Below are 17,801 nucleotides of genomic sequence, written 5' to 3' on the forward strand. Positions count from 1 at the left end.
CTTTTTTTTAGCTTTCAAAAGTTCCGATTTTTCGAAAAAACTCTTGACAAACATTAGCAAGATTTTTCGAAAAAACTCTTGACAAACATTAGCAAGATTTACCGTTTCAGTTTCAAGATATCGGGAATTTGAAATATAAAAAACGGAGCCGCCGAAGCGACTCCGTCGTTGTTTTGCTATTTCTTTTTTCTTTACCGATTTACGGTTTGGCGAATGTTACCGGTGTTCCACCACAGTGTGCATTATTTGTCTACACTGCTTAGAATGTTACGTTAAATTCAGACCAGATAACTTTGGCCTTGGCATTCTCTTCCTGCGCACCCTTCAACGCCTTGGTGTCATAATAAGTTACGCTGGCAACCATATTCTTTGCAACCGTTACTTCACCGCCGACGGACCAGCCTTTGAAGCCGGTAGCAAATCCAGTCTCGCCATCGATGGTATGAGCCAAATAGGTTCCTCTGCCCTGATGATAGTAGTTTGCAGACAGACCCCAGGAACCGGGTTCGGAAGCTTCCGCTCCTTTGTAGCCTAAACCGAATACATAGCCGTCTTTCTTGCTGTCGAATTTGTCGCCAATCACATCAAATGCTTTCCGGTCAGAACGCAGGTACATACCATTTAAAACCAAATCTTTACCGAGGTTGAAGTCTGCGCCCACGTACCAGATTCCTACATTGTCTTTGCCGTCAAATAACGCTTCTCCATCAGCTCCGAGTTTAGTCTTAAAATAGCCGGCTTTTGCATTAACAAAGCTGTCTTCAATATTTGAGCCAATTTCCGCATTCCAGAAATGCTTTGAACCATCATAACCATCTTCATTCAGGTCGGTCAGCTTGCCGTAGGCGCCGCTAACATACCATTTATCGCCATAAGACAGTTTAATGGCATCATGCTCGCCATCATAGATATAACCGTCAGCGAATACGTCATCGTCGCGGCCAGCAATTACATTGATTCCGCCCAGACGGCCTTCCAGCTTGGCAATGTTGAACTCGGTTCCTTCATTGCCAGTATTGTCATCAAACCACTGCTGGTTCTGGATACGCCCTACATAATTCCAGTTGTCATTTACCTTACCGGTAAAATACAGACGGGAACGTAAACCGGTTTCATGCGACTTCTCGGTTCCGGCATTCGTTTTAATTTTCTCATGTCCGTAATGATAACGGATTTCGCCTGTAATCTTAACATTATCGGATTTCTTTTCCAGAGCGGCTACGCGAACGCCCAGCGCATCCAGTTCGTCTGCAAATTCTGCAGCCAGTTTGTCAGTGTTAGCGCCTTTTGCCATAGCTTTCGCTACGATCTGCGCCATTTCAAAACGGGTCATCAGACGGTCGCCACGGAAGGTGTCGTCGCCATAGCCTTCGATAACACCGGCAGCAGCCAATTTGGAGATGCTGTCATAAGCCCAGTGGCCAGCCGGTACATCGGAGAACGGGTTGGCAGCATAAGCAGAAGCGGTTACGCCTAATGCCATTGCCATTGCCAATACTAAAGATTTTTTCATTTTCGTTTGCCTCCTTTAAGACAATTAAAAATTATTATATAAATTGTCAGAAGGCTCTGCATTTCGTTTGCTTCTTCGGGCGAGTTGCCTGGTTTCCTCTCCAATTCCGCAACGGCAGGCAAAGATTCCGACAAATTATATCAAAAACATGAACCAAATCAGACGTATTCTATCACAAACAGCAACTAATTGCAATAAGTATTTTTTTTTAATTCAGTTCTGTTTCGGTTTTTTTCTGATCACCTTTATCTAAAGCCTTCGTTCCGGCATCAGTCTTTACTTCACCTTTACTGTTGCTCAAAATATCCCGCAGCCTGTTTTCGATCGAACCTGCATCTGCAACACCGTCAAAACTCATGACCGGCTGCTCCCCTACCAGCAGCATATTTTCGCTGTTGGTCCATACCGTTTCGTGTTGCCTGCCGTCGTGGAATACCGCAGCCAGGTTCCCGGCAATCAGGAAGGCCTGTTCCTGCGGACTCATGGTACTTGTCTTTTCCGGTGTATAAAACGGTTTCCGCGCTACGGTGATCAGGCCGTCTTCTTCATTGACTTTCACCTGATTCCCGCTCCACTCTGTAATCTTCTTATTATAATTAGTGCGTCGGCTTATGCTGGTCGGATGGTCGTTGAACAGCTCGGCGAAGCCGCTGGATTTGCTTCCGTTCTGTTCCAGGATATGCTGCCACAGGGCTGCGCCGGCGCCCACGTTATACCCGGCTGCCACAGCGTAATCAAAAGCCAGCTTGTCGGCCTGGCTTTCCATGGGTTTGGTCACCCACTTGGCCGTGCCGACAGTACTTGCGACTGCCGCACCGATGGAAGAAGCGGTGTTCCGGTTCTGGCTGGCGTACAGGGCAGCCACCAGCGATACTGGAAGCGCACGCTTCACCCCGGCTGCGGGATGATTTTTCTGCCCGTGCCCCATTTCATGGGCGATGACAAAAGCCAGTTCGTCTTCATTGTAATTCAACTTATCGAAGGCGCCGATGTTGACGCTCATATTATGCCCCAGCGTACAAAAGGCATTAAAGGATTTATCGTTATTGACAAAATAATTGTATGGTTTTTTTACAATCGAATCATCGGTCTGCGCCACCGCGTCGGACAACCTGGTCATGATACGGGACAGCATGGCGTTGGCCGTAGGGTCCGTGTTAACACCGTATTTATCCTTGATCTGGCCCATGTAATCATCACGGCCTTTGTTGTCAAGATAGTTTACCTGTTTGTTCAGGTAGGCGTACTCCGCCCCTACCTGGAACAAAGCCAGACCGGCAGAGAGCCAGTCCCAGGCCAGGGCCTGCTTCGGCATAACCGCGCCGGTCGTCAGCGACAGACAGAGCACCGCAGAAGCTGCGGTACGAATAATGGAAGATTTTTTCATAGCGATAACCTCCGATTACTTCAAAATCGTCCAGCCGTCCTCCTGGTACACTTTGCCTTCTTTCATCAGCCGGCCCAGCGCCCGCTTGAAGGCAGCCTTGGAAATGCCAAACTTGGTCTTGATGATCTCCGCCGGCGTATCGTCACAGTATGGCATGCGCCCGTTCCGGGACTGCAGCGTGTCCAGAATCACCTGCGCGTCGTCCACCATGGCATTTTCCTTTTGCTTGCGCAACGATACATCCACGTGGCCGTCCTCCCGGATGAAGGTGATGCGGGCCGTGACCTGTTCGCCATAAGCAAGATACCGTTTCGGGTCCGCCTCGCTCCGGTGCAGGAACGCGATATGCCGGTCATTGGTAAAAATAAAAAAGCCTTCATGGGTAATGTTATAGATCGTTCCGGTAATTGAATCCCCGATCTTGACTTCGGCGCCAATGGGTTTCGCAACCCGGGCCAGATCCTTATCCACCTTCATGGTTACCGCCGGCCGGCCGCTCTTGTCCCGGTACAGTTTGATCCAGATCTTCTGGTTGGGATTCACCCGGCCCAGCATTTCCGTATAGGGCAGGAACACGCCCCGCTCCGCCCCGATGTCCACGAAGCCGCCGTCCCGCGTTACACTGATGACCTTCGCATAGCCTAACTGCCCTTCTCTCATTTTAGGAAGTTTCATGCTGGCGGTCAGGCGTTTGCGGGGATCAAGGTACAGGTACACCTTTACTTCATCGCCCGTTTTTACCGGTGTCGTCTGCTGCAGCTTATGCAGCAGGATGTCGTCCGACGTATTACCGGTACCGGCATCCAGAAACGCGCCCATGTCGGAGACACGGACTACCTTCAGGGTCACTACATCACCGGCTTTGTACTGCAGGTTACTCTCCATCATCGGTCCCCTTGAACGCTTCACTGGGGGCATCAGCCCACAGCTGTTCCAGATTATAGAAATCCCGCTCTTCTTCCAGGAATACATGAACCACCGCGTCACCAAAATCCATCAGGACCCAGCGGCCTTCGTTATATCCTTCCTTGTGACGGCAGAACACTTCCTCTTCCGCCAGTTTATCTTCAATGGCATCAGCGATCGCCCGCACCAGCGTGGTGTTGGATGCGCTGGCAATGACAAAATAATCTGTCATGTAGGATATGCCTTCCATGTTCAGCAATAATATATCTTTTCCTTTTTTATCATCTGCAATCGTTGCAATTTTTTCTGCCAGTTCTTTCGGCTGCATGGTCATACAGTCTACCTCCGTATTTTCATTATATTTATAGTTTGGATTATCTTTTCTGTTTTATCATCTCTATCACCGTCAGCCGTGACGCTGCGGTGATTCACAGCAACATCCTGCCACACGCAGGAACGCTTTCGGTAAAACCTGCACAAAGCGAAAGCCTGTGCAAAGAACTACTGCTAATTTTTCGGCGCCGCCTGAGGTTTGTTACTGATAACCGGTTTGCGTATCACCGGCGGCGCGCTTTTCTTGGGAGCCTGTTTGGGCGCATTGGACACCGAAGGCTTCGGTGTGTTGGATACGGATGAAGAGGATTTGCCTGTGCTGCCAGCTTTCGGCGGAATCACTGCTTTCTTTTCCGGTTCGGCCTTCCGGACGTCAGTAGCCGTTTTCTTATTATCGGAAGAAGACCTTCGGGTCGCAGCCGCCGCGGCGCTTCGCTGGGAATCGCTGTTGCTTCCCTCACCCAGCGCATCCACGCCGTCAACCGGGTCGCCGGATTCGGAATCCTCTTTCATCGCCATAAAGGGAATGTCCACTTCTGTCAGAGATTTTTCAATATCCGTCCGGTTGGACCGCCAATAGCTGATCCCGCTGGCAGGAGAATCGTAGAAGTTGCCGTACAGCATGCCGGACCGGATATTGTTGTCTGACATGATATTGAAACTGCGGGCCGCCTTCAGCATGGTGACCGTATCCATATCCGTTTCGATATATTCCTTCGCCGTGGAAAGAAGTTTGGGTATTTTGGTTATATTTTCCACAGAGAACATCTGCAGGCCCAGAGCCTTCAGGAACTTCTGCTGCCGCTGCACCCGTCCGATATCCCCCAGCTCGTCGGAACGGAACCGGACATACTGTCCGCTCTTCTCCCCGTCCAGATGCTGGTAACCGTGTTTGATATCAATTTTAAGGTTGGCCCAGGGATCTTCGTAATGCATGTCTTTATCCACATACAGATCCACGCCGCCAATCAGGTTGATAATCTCAATAAAGCCCTGCCAGTTCGCCAGCGCATAATAATGGATGGGTATGCGAAGCAGGTTGGCAATGGTCTGCTTGGCCATGGTGACCCCGCCATAAGTATAGGCCGAGTTCAGCTTTTCATACTGGGTATGGCCAGGCAAGATGACCATGGTATCCCGGGGCAGGGAAATCAAGGATATCTTATGGGCTTCAGGGTCAAAGCTGGCTACGATCATGGCATCTGTCCGTTTCGGTTCGCTTTTGTCTGCTTCACTGTCCCCGTCATCGATACCCAGCAGCAGTACATTGATGCGCTTATTCAGCGTTTCATCTTTCTCAATTTCCGGATCCGCCGCAACGACCTTCTTTTCCGGCGCGTGAATGATATTTGTATAAACCCAGACCGAACCCCAGAAAACCGTCGTCAGGAGTACCGCCAGTACAATCAGCAGCAAAAACAGACGTCCCCAGCGCAATCTGCGCCGTTTGGGACGGTGATAATGTCTTCCGTCCGCATCCGTATGGTCATTATGGTTACCGTTTCTATTTTCCGAATCCATTTATTTCCTCTTTTTTTCTTTGATTTTTTCCTTTTGGTAGCGCGCAGCCAGCTGGTTATATCCGGCAATGGCGTCGGGATGGATCAGCATGCCGTCGTCCAGGAGATACCGTATCGTGTTTTCATAAGACAGGAACATGCCCCGGTCCAAATCCGTAAAAGAAGCTTCCCTGATTTCTTCTACGCCCTCAAAATCCCGGCCCGGCTCGATCAGGTCCGCCAGGAACACGATCTTCGCTGTTTCCGTCATATCCGCTGCACCGGTGGAATGATACCGGATCGCGTCCAGCACTTCCCTGTCATCGGGGCTGACTCCATATTTATGGATCGCGTAATACACGCCCAGCTTGGCATGCAGCAGGATAGGCTGGGCGGCTTCTACCGGGTCGACAGGGATCCCCAGCTCTTTTGCCTTTTCCACACTGGCTTCTTTGGGAATCTGGCGCCCGCAGTCATGGAGCAGCGCGGCTAACGCGATCTTTTGTTTATCTGCATGATAGTGCTCTGCCATCTTCAGCGCCGTTTCGTATACGCGCACAGAGTGCTCATAGCGTTTCGGCTTCAGGCTCTGCTGCAGCAGGGCCCGCATTTCTTCTATTGTCAGCCTGGGGTTGTTCTCTCTTTTTTCCATTACAATGGGTTCCTTTACTGCCTTCACTTCTTTGAATGACATGACACCGCAGGCCGCATTCGTTATAGAAAAGAACGCGAGCAGGGTCATTGTGGCTGTCAAAATACTTCTTTTCATTTATATCTTACTTCTCCGCCCGGTACAGACCCCGTTCACAGATATACTGCTCTACGGCAAGGGGCGCCATGCCCCGGATGGGTTTCCCTTCCCGCAGCCGTTTGCGAATTTCAGTTGAAGAAATAGCCGTTTCCGGCACTTCTGCATGGATGATTTTTTCCGCAGCCCAGGGACCGTAGGCTTTTGTCAGCCTTTCTACGCCAGCCTCGCCTTCATATCCCGGGCGCTCTGCCGCCACAAAATACACCAGCCGCAACAGGTCATGCACCCGGTACCAGGTGTAAAGCTGGGTCAGGGAATCTTCCCCGATGATCAGGTATATCTCCGCATCCGGCCACAGTTCCTGCATAATATTTACGGTATCGTAGGTGTAGGACAGGCCGCCCCGTTCAAACTCCAGACTGCTGACCACAAAATTATCGTAGCCCTGCACAGCCAGCTGCACCATGGCCAGCCGGTCCTGCCAGGAGGCACAGTCCGCCCGGGTCTGTTTATGGGGAGGTAAATACGCAGGCAGAAACACGACTCTGTCAAAGTCCAGCTGCTGCTGCACCGCATGGGCCATGCGCAGATGTCCCATATGGACCGGGTCAAAGGTCCCGCCCATGATTGCCAGCCGTTCCATGACGTTGCCTCCCTGTTTCCATATTGTTGAAATCCATCTGAAGCGCCGCATCAAAAGGAAGCAGCATCTTCTGAAGTATTACAGTATATTATAGCAATTTATCCTTGCTTTTGTAAATAAAAGCGAGGATAAATCTCCTCTTATTTCACATTTTAAAATGCGATGCGTCCGTGCAAGAGTAAGCAAGCAGCCGACGGTTCCTTTACCTGCCGTTCTTTATGCAATAGATTGCGCCTTCCAGAATGGCAATCACCACAAGCAACAGCACGAGAAGGCGGAACCGGTCTTTCATATCAAAAATGGTTTTAGGCCTTCTCAGAAATTCCGAGAAGGCCTGCGTAAACAGTTTCATTTTTTGTAACAGGGTACGATCCTTTTTCATGCCGTGTTTCCTTATTCGGCTCCCTCCACGCTGCTGCGCCATACACAACACAACGGCTGCCGGACTGTTCTGATGCTGCTGCGCGCAAACGGCAGCTGGTAATGCAGCAGCCATGCTGTTTATTCATAGCGCAATGCTTCAATCGGATCCAGCAATGCAGCCTTCCGTGCCGGGTAGATACCGAAGAATACACCAATCCCCACAGAGAATACTACGGAAATTATGATGATCGGAATAGAAATGACTGTCTTCCACTCTGCAAATGCGCTGATAGCATAGGATGCACCGATACCCAGCACCACGCCCAAAAAGCCGCCGATGATACCGATAACGGCCGATTCGATGAGGAACTGCAACAGGATATTATTGTACGTAGCGCCCAACGCTTTCCGGATCCCGATCTCCCGGGTACGTTCCGTCACCGATACCAGCATGATGTTCATGATACCGATACCGCCTACCAGCAGACTGATGGCCGCGATGCAGCCCAGCAGCATGGTAATCGTATTGGCCGTGCTCATCATGGTATCCATTAATGCCGCCAGGTTACGCACAGAAAAATCGTCGTCATCCGCATTTTTGATCCGGTGGCGGACACGGAGCAGGTTCTCTACCTCCGCCTGCACGTTGTCAATCACATTTTCATTCATGGCCTGGATGGTGATATTATTTACATACGTTATCCCCATCATGCGGTTCATGGCCGTGGTCAGGGGAACAAATACCACGTCATCCTGGTCCTGCCCGCCGGAGGACTGGCCTTTGGCTCCCAGTACGCCCACCACCTTGAAGGGTGCTTTGTTGATGCGGATCGTCTTTCCTACGGGATCCCCGTCCGGGAACAGGTTTTCCACAATGGTCTTTCCAATCACGCAGACCCGGTCCTTGCCGGCCATATCATGGTCGTTTATGTTACGGCCTTCCTCTACCGTATAGTCACGGATATCGATAATGTTAGGGGTAGAACCCTGCACGTTGGTCGTCCAGTTCTGATTTCCCACCACCAGCTGGTAACCGCGGGAAACCATAGGCGCCACATATTTGATTCCGTCAATATTCTTCTCAATGGCTTTGGCATCTTCATCGGTCAGCCGCGCCCCGCTGCCGGCCTGGATGCGGGCGCCGGTAGCCGTGCGTCCGCCGGACTGGACGATGAGCAGGTTGCTGCCCAGACGGGAAATATTATCTTTGATTTGTTCCTTGACCCCAAAGCCCAGGCTGACCATGGCAATGACAGCGCCTACGCCGATGATGATACCCAGCAGTGTCAGCAGCGTGCGCAGCTTGTTGGATATCATGCCGTCAATGGCCATCTTGATTGACTCATTGAACATAATCGTGTACCAGCCTTTCGTCACTGTTCAGGTGACCGTCCCGCATCACCAGGATGCGTTTGGTCTGCTGCCCGATATCCGGCTCGTGGGTGACCATGACGATGGTCTTTCCCATGGCATTCAGCTTTTTAAAAATTTCCATGATCTCGTAACTGGATTTGGTATCCAGGTTTCCGGTAGGTTCGTCCGCCATGACAATAGCCGGATTGTTAATGAGAGCTCTGGCAATCGCCACCCGCTGCCGCTGCCCGCCGGACAGTTCGTTGGGTTTATGTCCCACGCGGTCGCCCAGTCCTACATCTTCCAGCGCTTTCCGGGCCCGTTCCATCCGTTCTTCTTCCGGCACCCCCGCATAAACCAGTGGCAACGCCACATTCTGCTGGGCTGTTATTTTGGAAAGCAGGTTAAAATTCTGGAACACAAAGCCGATTTTGGCATTCCGGGTACGGGCCAGTTCGTCGTCGCTCAGGCCCGCCACTTCTTTCCCGTCCAGGTAGTATTTACCGGAAGTGGGACGGTCCAGACAGCCGAGAATATTCATCATGGTAGATTTACCGCTGCCGGAAGGCCCCATGATGGCGATAAAATCCCCCTCTTCCACGCTGAAGTTCACATGATCCAGCGCCTGCAGGATGGTATCGCCCATGATAAACTGTTTCACTATATCTTCCAGCACAATGACATCTGCCATGTTCATCCCTCATTTCCAATCTTTAATGCCCGCCGCCCGGCATCGGGCCGCGCATCGTATTGGTCTGTTTCGCCTTCAGTGTTTTTACCACCAGTTTGTCGCCCTGGCGCAGCTGGTCGCTCTTCACAGCGATGCTTTCGTCGCCGGCCATACCTACTTCCACATCGATCTCGGTTTCCTGTTTGGTCTTTGCGTCATATTTTTTCACATATTTGCGGCCGCCATCGTAGAAGATGCAGTTCTGGGGAACCATCAGCACGTTGCCGGCCTCGCTGATGATGATATTGGCCCGGGCCGTCATGGTGGGGAACAGTTTGTTTTTGGAATTGGCAACATCTACATACACTTTATAGTAAATAACGTTGTTGGTAGTCGTTGCGCTGCGGGAAATCAGACGCACCGTGCCTTCAAAGGTTTCTTCCGGATAGGAGTCTACCGTAAACTCAACCTTCTGCCCCACTTTGATCTGCCCGATATCCGATTCGTCTACCAGGGTCTCGATCTGCATCTTGTCCAGGTTGGCAATGGACATGATGACCTGGGGAGAACTGATACCGGAGCTGATGGTCTGGCCTACCGGGGTGGGCTTGCCGATGACATAGCCGTCGATAGGTGAATAGATATAGGTATCGTTCGTGTTGGATACAGACTGGTCATACGCAGCCTTGGCCACCCGGTAGTTCATCATGGCGGTATCATATTGCTGCTGCGAGATAGCGCCTTTGTTCAAAAGCGCGGCATACCGGTTCAGTGTCAGCGTGGCTTCATTCAGCGTGGCTTCCCGCTGCTCCTGTGTTGCTTTCAGGGACGAATCGTCCAGCCGGAGCAACAGCTGCCCGGCAGTAACGTGATCGTTTTCCGCCACCAGAACCTCTACGATACGGCCCGTGATCTTGGAGCTGATATCCACATTATCCAATGCGGTGAGACTGCCGGTAGCCGATACGCTCTTCTGCAGGTTTCCGTATTCTACGGAAGCGGTCTTCACGGTTTCCGTTTTCGCCGCTTTCTGGCTCTGGTAATATTTATAGCCTCCGAAGCAGGCTCCGGCCAGAATCACCAAAAACAAAAGAACATACAGATTATTTTTAATAAACTTCAACATGCTGATCACGCTCCCGTACCGCTTTATTCTTTATCTTTACGATAATTCATTATTTACCCGGTATTTTATGGTTATATTGTAATCGGTAATTGTGACATTTTTATGTTAGGAAACACAAAAACACCCTGTTTTTTCAAAAGAAACGGCTTCAGGGGCGAACCTGTCCGTCTCCGCTGATCAGATACTTATAAGTTGTTAACTCCGGGAGGGCCATGGGACCCCGGGCATGCAGCTTCTGGGAACTGATGCCGATCTCCGCACCAAAACCGAACTGGAAACCGTCGGAATAGCGGGTCGTGGTGTTCACATACACGCAGGCTGCGTCCACCATCTGCTGGAACTTGCGGGCGTTCGCATAATTACGGGTCAGGATCGCTTCGCTATGTCTGGTTCCGTAACGGGCAATGTGGTCCAGGGCTTCATCCAGATCCGCCACAACTTTTACAGAGAGGCGCAGATCGCCGTATTCCGTGGCCCAGTCTTCTTCCGTGGCCGGAACGGCCTCTTTGTCTATAGCGCAGACTGTTTCGTCGCCGATGATCTGTACACCGTTTTCTTTGAACACCTGCAGCATGTGGGGCAGGAAATCCTGTACCGCGTCTTTGTGGACCAGCAGGGTTTCCATGGCATTGCAGGCCGCGGGACGCTGGGTCTTGGCATTGACAAGAATGGGCTCGGCCTGTGCATAATCCGCCCCGGCATCTACAAAGGTGTGGCACACGCCCACACCGGTCTCAATCACAGGTACGCTGGCATTGCCCACCACCGCCTGGATCAGACGGCCGCTGCCCCGGGGAATCACCACATCCACCAGCCCGTTCAGGGTAATCAGTTCCTGTACCGCCGCGTGATCCGTGCTGGTGATGAACTGGATGCTGCCTGCGGGAATGCCAGCCTGTTCTGCTGCATTCCGCAGAACAGAAGCAATTTTTGTATTGGAGCGGATCGCTTCGCTGCCGCCTTTCAGGATGACCGCGTTGCCGCTCTTCAGGCACAGACCGATCGCGTCCGCCGTCACATTGGGACGGGCCTCGTAAATGATACCGATCACGCCCAGGGGAACACGGATCTTCGTGATCGTCAGCCCGTTGGGCAGCGTACTGCCGCCGATAATCTCGCCAACCGGATCTTTCAGCGCCGCGACCTGCCGCAGCCCTTCTGCCATATCCGCCAAACGGGCCGGTGTCAGCAGCAACCGGTCCAGCAGGGATTCTTTCAGTCCTTTTGCTTTCCCTGCTTCCATATCTTTGGCATTCGCTTCCAGAATCGCTCCCTGTTCAGCTAATAATGCGTCCGCCATAGCCTCCAGGGCTTTGTTTTTTATAATCGGTGAAACCGCAGCCAGCTTTCGTGCTGCCGCTGCCGCTTCCATCGCCTGTTCCCGTATCGTCATCTTCACACCTTCTTTTTAATTATCTTCCTTTACATACACTGCACGCAACACGTGCTGGAATTCATGTAACGCTGCCACAACGGGCACACGCAGAACGTTCAAAAGGTTTTCTTCAACAGTAAGCGCTAACTAATTACAGTATGACCAGATCGTCCCGGTGGATGACTTCATCGTAAGTCTTTTCACCCAGAATGCTTTCAATCTCACTGCTTTTATGTCCCTTGATCTTTTCCAGTTCCTGAGAAGAATAATGACTCAGCCCCCGGGCCAGTTCATTTCCGGCTTCGTCACGGACGCTCACGGTATGCCCGGCTTCAAATTCGCCGGAAACGGTCAGGATGCCTGCCGGTAAAATACTGCTTCCTCCCGGGCGGCGGATCGCCTTGGCACAACCCGCATCAACCTGAAGAGAACCTTCGATACGTGAACCGAAAGCCAGCCAGCGTTTCCGGAACTGCAGCCTGTTTTCCCGGGAAATAAACAGGGTGCCTAACCGCTCTCCCTGCAATATCCGGGTTATGGCATTGGACTCTGTTCCCGATGCGATCACCATGCTGATCCCGGAACTGGTGGCCGCTTTCGCCGCCTGGATCTTGGTAAACATGCCGCCGGTGCCAAAACCGCTGCCTGCTGCGCCGGCACTGGCTTCCACCTCCGGTGTGATTTCCTTCACCTCATACACCAGTTTTGCGTCCGGATTGGTTTTGGGGTTCGCTGTATACAGTCCGTCAATATCACTGAGCAGGATGTCCAGATCAGCATCCACGATACCTGCTACCAGGGCGGACATGTTATCGTTATCGCCAATCTTAAGGTCGTCCAGGGCCACTACGTCATTTTCATTGACAATGGGGATGACCCCCTGTTTCAGAAGCTCCATGAACGTGTTGCGGGAATTGGTATAACGGTGGCGGTCCAGCACTTCTGTCCGGGTGAGCAGAACCTGGGCCACGATCTGTCCGTATTCGGCAAACATCTTTTCATACGTATTCATGAGGATGCCCTGCCCCACGGCCGCTGCCGCCTGCTTGCCCGGAATGGTCCGCGGTTTTTCTTTCAGCCCCAGCCGTTCCACCCCCACTGCAACAGCGCCGCTGGTTACGAGTATCACTTCCAGTCCTTTGTTATGCAGATCCGCGAGCTCACGGCACAGGTGGTCCATCCGCGTAAAATTACGGCTGCAATTGGGATAGGTGATCGTGCTGGTACCCACCTTGACTACAATACGTTTTACTTTCGCCAGATCTTTTCGGTTACGAATCATTTTCCCACTTCCCCTCAGATTCGTTTGTATGTAAAAATAAACTTCCTGAAAAACCTTGATCAAAAGCCTAAAGACTGCTTATCAGGCTGCTATTTCCTGTCAGCCCACTTGCTCTTCTGGTAATTGAATACCATGTCCAGAATACGCACCGTCTGTCCTTCCTGAATGCCGGCCTCCAGCAGCGCTTCTTCAATCTTAAGCCGCTTCCAGATCAGCTGGAAACGGTACAGGGCTTCTTCGTTATCAAAATTCGTCATAGCAACGAGCCGTTCAATATTTTTTCCCTTTACCTCAAAATCGGCATCTTCTGCGCCACGGATAATTTCAAAGCTGTCCGGGTCTCCTTCTTCAATAACGCCGATTTCCTCCTCCGGCTCTGCTACATACTGGCCTGCCATTTCGTACGCTTTCCACATCAGTTCCTGCAGTCCGTCTCCTGTCGCCGCAGAAACCGGCATGATCTCATAGCCTTTTTCCTCAACGTATTCTTTTAATATTACAAAATTGTCCGCGCTGTCCGGCAGGTCCATCTTATTGGCCACGACCAGCTGCTTACGGCGGGCCAGTTTGGCGCTGTACGCTTCCAGTTCATGATTGATTTTCTCAAAATCTTCAATCGGATCCCGACCCTCGCAGCCGGAAACATCTACTACGTGGAGCAGCACCTTGGTCCGCTCAATATGGCGCAGGAAATCATGCCCCAGCCCCACGCCTTCCGCAGCGCCTTCAATCAGCCCGGGGATGTCCGCCAGTACAAAGCTCTGTTCTTCACTCAGCCGCACGACCCCCAGCACCGGGGTCAGGGTAGTAAAATGATAAGCCGCGATCTCCGGCCTTGCCGCGCTGACCCGGGAGATAATGCTGGATTTTCCCACGCTGGGATACCCTACCAGACCAACATCGGCCAGCAGTTTCAGTTCCAGGCGCAGCCAGCCTTTCGTGCCCGGTTCCCCTTTTTCCGCAAACGTCGGCGCCCGTTTGGTACTGGTGGCGTAACAGGCGTTGCCTTTACCGCCACGGCCGCCTTTCGCGGCAATAAATTCCTGCCCGTCCTCAGTCAGGTCGGCAATCATTATATTCGTTTCATCATCCCGTACCACGGTTCCCAACGGAACTTTAATAATTACATCTTCCCCGCGGCGACCGGTCATATTGGAAACACCGCCTTTATCACCGCTCTTTGCAATGAATTTCCGTTTGTACCGGAAATCAATGAGCGTGTTCAGGCTGTTGTCTGCCCGCAGGACCACATTGCCCCCACGGCCTCCGTTGCCACCGTTGGGGCCTCCTTTTTCCACAAACTTTTCCCGACGGAAACTGCTCATGCCGTCGCCGCCGTTACCTGCTTCTACATAAATTCTCGCTTTATCAATAAACATGCATGGTCTCCTGTTTTTTTCCTTTACCTCTGCCGTTGCATCATTACGGAACAAAAAACGATAAAGCACTGTGCAAAGGTATCATTTTACTATACATATTATTTTAATATTATACCACAGAACGTCACCAGGCGGCAACGACTCCGTCAGCCCGCGGCTCGGTTGCCGCTGCATACACGCCGTCCGGCTGGCGAACGATGATCTGGCCCCTGCCGAAGGACGTGAAGTCATCCATTACTTTGATGTCATGCCCCCGCTGTTTCAGTTCTTCCACTATCGTTTTATCAAAGGAAGCTTCCATTTCTACCGTCTTTCCGCCAATCCACTGCCAGCGTGGCGCATCCAGCGCTTCCTGGGGATTTAATGCAAAATCAATCAGGTTATTGACGACCTGCACCTGTCCCTGAGGCTGCATAAAAGCTCCCATCACGCCAAAAGGACCTACAGGTGCCCCATCTTTCAGTAAAAAGCCCGGTATAATCGTATGATACGGTTTTTTCCCGGGTGCCAGACAGTTGTCACTATTCGGGTCCAGGCTGAAATTATTGCCCCTGTTATTTAACAGGATCCCTGTACCGGGCACTGCCAGCTTTGCTCCGAAATTTTGGAAATGGCTCTGGATCAGGGATACCATATTCCCTTCACCGTCTGCAGCACATAAATAGACTGTCCCTCCGCAATTCAGGTCCACAGGTTCCGGCAAAACTGCTTCTTCGCCAATTTCCGCAGCGCGCCTTTTTCCATATGCATCACTGATAAAATAACTTACATCCGCTTTCATGTAGCGTGGATCGGCAATATACATCTTTCCATCGGTATAAGCAATTTTCATTGCTTCCAGCTGTCTGTGGACCGTTTCCGCATTTTCCTTCCCTGCAAGGTGCAACTGATTCAGAATATTTAACGTCATCAGCACAACCAGTCCGTGACAGTTAGGCGGCAATTCGCAAACCTCATATCCGCGGTAATTATATGTTACAGGTTCGACCCACTCAGGCCGGTACGAAAGCAGATCCTCTTTTGTCATATAACCGCCGGTTTCCTTCACAAAACCTATAATTTCCCGGGAAATATTGCCGCTATAAAAACTGCGGCACTCTGTTTCCGCCAGTTCACGCAACGTTCTTCCCATTTCCGGAAGCTTCATCAGGGAACCTGCTTCTAATTTTTTATCCAGAAAAAACTGTTCCTGCACGGGTCGGTACAGTTCCCCGCTCAATGCCATCACCTTGAATTTGTTATTTTGCCACAGACGGCTGCAAACAGGCTGAAGAGGAAAGCCTTCTTCTGCATAACGGATCGCTGCTTCAAATATAACAGGAAACGCTGCAACGCCGAACCGTTCATGCAAAGCCTTCCAGGACGCGGGGGCACCGGGGACCGTAACGGTTTCCCAGCCTGTTTCAGGCATGGATGAAGCAGACAAGTTCGCAATCGTTCCCCGGGGAGACGGCCCTTTATCAGTTATGGCTCCGGATTGATCCATTTTTCTTAGTACGGTTTCTCTGGACAGACCCATGGGCGCCGGCCCGCTCCCGTTGATCCCATATAATCTGCCATGATGCCATACCAGAGCAAACAAGTCGCTTCCTATCCCATTACTGGGAGGTTCCAATACGGTAAGGCTGATTGCTGCAGCTAATGCCGCATCGACCGCGTTCCCACCTTTTTTCAGCACATCAAGGCCTGCCTGGGCTGCCAATGTCTGTGACGCGCATACCATGCCGTTTTTTCCATATACCACACTGCGCCTTGACGGATATTTATTTACAGTTCCGTCAAAGGAAATAAACGAACTCATTTCTTTCCTCCCCTCTGCCATTTTCCCGACCACATTCTATTTGCATTAATTCTGAAATGCTCAATTGGATTTTGATTAGTTAGACGTTGATAAAATGTTTATATTGAAGACGATCGTCTGCCAAAATTATATCACACAAGAATATTTTATGCAGAACAAAAAAATAAGCATCTGGAAATTTATTCCAGATGCTTAGATACCAGATAAATGGCGGAGTGGCCGAGATTCGAACTCGGGCGAGCCTTGCGACCCCTAACGATTTAGCAAACCGTCCTCTTCAGCCAGCTTGAGTACCACTCCGTTACATTGCCGCAAAGGCAACTCACTTGGCTATTATAGCTTATTTTTTATGAATTGGCAAGTTTTTCTTCAATATTTTTTCAATTTTTTTCCGTGCCGGCTCCGGAAAGAATCCGGAACACCGCCCTAACCGGCAGGGAACAAAAACCAATAAATACTGATTTGACAGACCCGGATATGCCGGGCCTGTCATTTTTTAGTTAAGCTGCTATGCGACTAGCAAATCTTTCCGGAAAATTATCAGCCGGGGAAGAAGGGCCAGAACATCGGGATCAAAACCAGGGAAATGACGAAGCAGACAATTACCAGACCGGTACCTGCCTTTACATAGTCCATGAATTTGAAGCCGCCGGGGCCTAATACCAGGGTATTCGGAGGCGTACCTACCGGAGTTGCGAATGCGCAGGAAGCTGCAACGGCGATAGCCATCAGAACGGCGTGCGGGGAAGCGCCCAGGGATTTGGAAATCGCGATGCCGATGGGGCACAGGAGCGCTGCGGACGCGGTGTTGGACATGAACTGGGTCAGGCCGCAGGACAGGATGAACAGTACAGCGGTCACAACCATCGGGGACGGGGAACCGCCCATCAGGCTGACGGCCCATTCAGCGATAACTTTACCGGCGCCAGTTTTATCCATAGCAGAGGATACAGGCATCATGCCGGCGAACAGGAAAATGGTTACCCAGTCGATGGAAGCATAGGCCTGTTTTTCGGTTAAGCAGCCGGTCAGTACGGAAATGATAGCGCCGGTGATGGCAGCCATTTCCAGGGTAACGCCTTTGATACCCAGAGCCATGGTCAGAACTACGGCTAACAGGATAACGCCGGAAACGACCATCTTGCTGGAAGAGGTTTCGTTGGCTTCGATTTCCTGTTCAACTTCAGTATCTTCGGAGATTACGCGTTTCGGTAACAGGTGTTTGCCGATGAACATCATGTAAATCAGGCCTGCCAGGGTCAGGGGGATACCGATCTTCGCGAATTCAAAGAAACCGAAAGCACGGTAGCCGGCCTGGGCCAGAGCGCCGGAAGCGATGATGTTGGGAGGCGTACCTACCAGGGTGATGATGCCGCCTAAACCGCAGGCAAATGCCAAAGGCATTAATTCGGTAGAAGCA

Annotated in this window: 16 protein-coding genes and 1 tRNA gene; all 17 read right to left on the bottom strand. The window is 51.3% G+C overall.

Features of this window, described 5'->3' with window-relative positions:
- Positions 1–259: 259 nt before the first annotated feature.
- On the bottom strand, positions 260–1,513 hold the full coding sequence (locus ACZOWY_RS11385; protein WP_484398115.1) for an S-layer homology domain-containing protein: 1,254 nt from the start codon (positions 1,511–1,513) through the stop codon (positions 260–262).
- A 208-nt stretch (positions 1,514–1,721) separates the two neighbouring features.
- Positions 1,722–2,900: a M48 family metallopeptidase gene (locus ACZOWY_RS11390; RefSeq protein ID WP_484398121.1), complete on the bottom strand. Its 1,179-nt coding sequence runs from the start codon at positions 2,898–2,900 to the stop codon at positions 1,722–1,724.
- A 15-nt stretch (positions 2,901–2,915) separates the two neighbouring features.
- Positions 2,916–3,785: a CvfB family protein gene (locus tag ACZOWY_RS11395; RefSeq protein ID WP_484398176.1), complete on the bottom strand. Its 870-nt coding sequence runs from the start codon at positions 3,783–3,785 to the stop codon at positions 2,916–2,918.
- Positions 3,775–4,134, bottom strand: coding sequence for a ribosome silencing factor (rsfS, locus tag ACZOWY_RS11400; RefSeq protein WP_484398181.1), 360 nt, complete (start codon positions 4,132–4,134; stop codon positions 3,775–3,777). Before rsfS ends, ACZOWY_RS11395 begins: the two co-directional genes overlap by 11 nt.
- Positions 4,135–4,313: 179 nt before the next feature.
- Entirely contained in the window at positions 4,314–5,660 is a 1,347-nt protein-coding gene (locus tag ACZOWY_RS11405; RefSeq protein WP_484398126.1) for an LCP family protein, read from the bottom strand.
- Positions 5,661–6,407: a bis(5'-nucleosyl)-tetraphosphatase (symmetrical) YqeK gene (gene yqeK / locus ACZOWY_RS11410; protein ID WP_484398131.1), complete on the bottom strand. Its 747-nt coding sequence runs from the start codon at positions 6,405–6,407 to the stop codon at positions 5,661–5,663.
- Between the two features lie 7 nt (positions 6,408–6,414).
- Complete coding sequence (gene nadD / locus ACZOWY_RS11415; RefSeq protein ID WP_484398135.1) at positions 6,415–7,032, bottom strand: nicotinate-nucleotide adenylyltransferase; 618 nt, start codon at positions 7,030–7,032, stop codon at positions 6,415–6,417.
- A 202-nt stretch (positions 7,033–7,234) separates the two neighbouring features.
- On the bottom strand, positions 7,235–7,528 hold the full coding sequence (locus ACZOWY_RS11420; RefSeq protein WP_484398140.1) for a hypothetical protein: 294 nt from the start codon (positions 7,526–7,528) through the stop codon (positions 7,235–7,237).
- Positions 7,529–7,533: 5 nt separating this feature from the next.
- Positions 7,534–8,748: an ABC transporter permease gene (locus tag ACZOWY_RS11425; protein ID WP_484398143.1), complete on the bottom strand. Its 1,215-nt coding sequence runs from the start codon at positions 8,746–8,748 to the stop codon at positions 7,534–7,536.
- Positions 8,738–9,439: an ABC transporter ATP-binding protein gene (locus tag ACZOWY_RS11430; protein ID WP_484398148.1), complete on the bottom strand. Its 702-nt coding sequence runs from the start codon at positions 9,437–9,439 to the stop codon at positions 8,738–8,740. The genes ACZOWY_RS11425 and ACZOWY_RS11430 overlap by 11 nt, the downstream gene beginning before the upstream one ends.
- A 22-nt stretch (positions 9,440–9,461) precedes the next feature.
- Positions 9,462–10,544: an efflux RND transporter periplasmic adaptor subunit gene (locus ACZOWY_RS11435; protein WP_484398153.1), complete on the bottom strand. Its 1,083-nt coding sequence runs from the start codon at positions 10,542–10,544 to the stop codon at positions 9,462–9,464.
- Between the two features lie 148 nt (positions 10,545–10,692).
- The gene (locus ACZOWY_RS11440) at positions 10,693–11,937 is read right to left on the bottom strand and encodes a glutamate-5-semialdehyde dehydrogenase (protein WP_484398158.1); all 1,245 of its coding nucleotides are present in this window, start codon (positions 11,935–11,937) and stop codon (positions 10,693–10,695) included.
- A gap of 133 nt (positions 11,938–12,070) precedes the next feature.
- Positions 12,071–13,198 carry a glutamate 5-kinase gene (proB, locus tag ACZOWY_RS11445; RefSeq protein WP_484398186.1) on the bottom strand — a complete coding sequence of 376 codons (1,128 nt, stop codon included), beginning with the start codon at positions 13,196–13,198 and terminating at the stop codon, positions 12,071–12,073.
- 92 nt (positions 13,199–13,290) lie between these two features.
- Positions 13,291–14,580 (bottom strand): GTPase ObgE, encoded by a 1,290-nt coding sequence (gene obgE / locus ACZOWY_RS11450; protein ID WP_484398162.1) that lies wholly within the window; start codon positions 14,578–14,580, stop codon positions 13,291–13,293.
- 124 nt (positions 14,581–14,704) lie between these two features.
- Positions 14,705–16,381: a gamma-glutamyltransferase family protein gene (locus tag ACZOWY_RS11455; RefSeq protein WP_484398167.1), complete on the bottom strand. Its 1,677-nt coding sequence runs from the start codon at positions 16,379–16,381 to the stop codon at positions 14,705–14,707.
- A gap of 208 nt (positions 16,382–16,589) precedes the next feature.
- A tRNA-Ser gene (locus ACZOWY_RS11460) sits at positions 16,590–16,681 on the bottom strand.
- 240 nt (positions 16,682–16,921) lie between these two features.
- Positions 16,922–17,801 (bottom strand): SLC13 family permease (locus ACZOWY_RS11465; protein ID WP_484398171.1); only part of this gene is annotated, 880 nt, incomplete at its 5' end.

It is taken from the genome of Succiniclasticum sp., from assembly GCF_056977735.1.

Bases quoted from the DNA above. Each gene is read 5' to 3' on its own strand.
- ACZOWY_RS11385 (WP_484398115.1), bottom strand. From the start codon at position 1,513: ATGAAAAAATCTTTAGTATTGGCAATGGCAATGGCATTAGGCGTAACC.
- ACZOWY_RS11390 (WP_484398121.1), bottom strand. From the start codon at position 2,900: ATGAAAAAATCTTCCATTATTCGTACCGCAGCTTCTGCGGTGCTCTGT.
- ACZOWY_RS11395 (WP_484398176.1), bottom strand. From the start codon at position 3,785: ATGGAGAGTAACCTGCAGTACAAAGCCGGTGATGTAGTGACCCTGAAG.
- rsfS (WP_484398181.1), bottom strand. From the start codon at position 4,134: ATGCAGCCGAAAGAACTGGCAGAAAAAATTGCAACGATTGCAGATGAT.
- ACZOWY_RS11405 (WP_484398126.1), bottom strand. From the start codon at position 5,660: ATGGATTCGGAAAATAGAAACGGTAACCATAATGACCATACGGATGCG.
- yqeK (WP_484398131.1), bottom strand. From the start codon at position 6,407: ATGAAAAGAAGTATTTTGACAGCCACAATGACCCTGCTCGCGTTCTTT.
- nadD (WP_484398135.1), bottom strand. From the start codon at position 7,032: ATGGAACGGCTGGCAATCATGGGCGGGACCTTTGACCCGGTCCATATG.
- ACZOWY_RS11420 (WP_484398140.1), bottom strand. From the start codon at position 7,528: ATGGCTGCTGCATTACCAGCTGCCGTTTGCGCGCAGCAGCATCAGAAC.
- ACZOWY_RS11425 (WP_484398143.1), bottom strand. From the start codon at position 8,748: ATGTTCAATGAGTCAATCAAGATGGCCATTGACGGCATGATATCCAAC.
- ACZOWY_RS11430 (WP_484398148.1), bottom strand. From the start codon at position 9,439: ATGGCAGATGTCATTGTGCTGGAAGATATAGTGAAACAGTTTATCATG.
- ACZOWY_RS11435 (WP_484398153.1), bottom strand. From the start codon at position 10,544: ATGTTGAAGTTTATTAAAAATAATCTGTATGTTCTTTTGTTTTTGGTG.
- ACZOWY_RS11440 (WP_484398158.1), bottom strand. From the start codon at position 11,937: ATGACGATACGGGAACAGGCGATGGAAGCGGCAGCGGCAGCACGAAAG.
- obgE (WP_484398162.1), bottom strand. From the start codon at position 14,580: ATGTTTATTGATAAAGCGAGAATTTATGTAGAAGCAGGTAACGGCGGC.
- ACZOWY_RS11455 (WP_484398167.1), bottom strand. From the start codon at position 16,381: ATGAGTTCGTTTATTTCCTTTGACGGAACTGTAAATAAATATCCGTCA.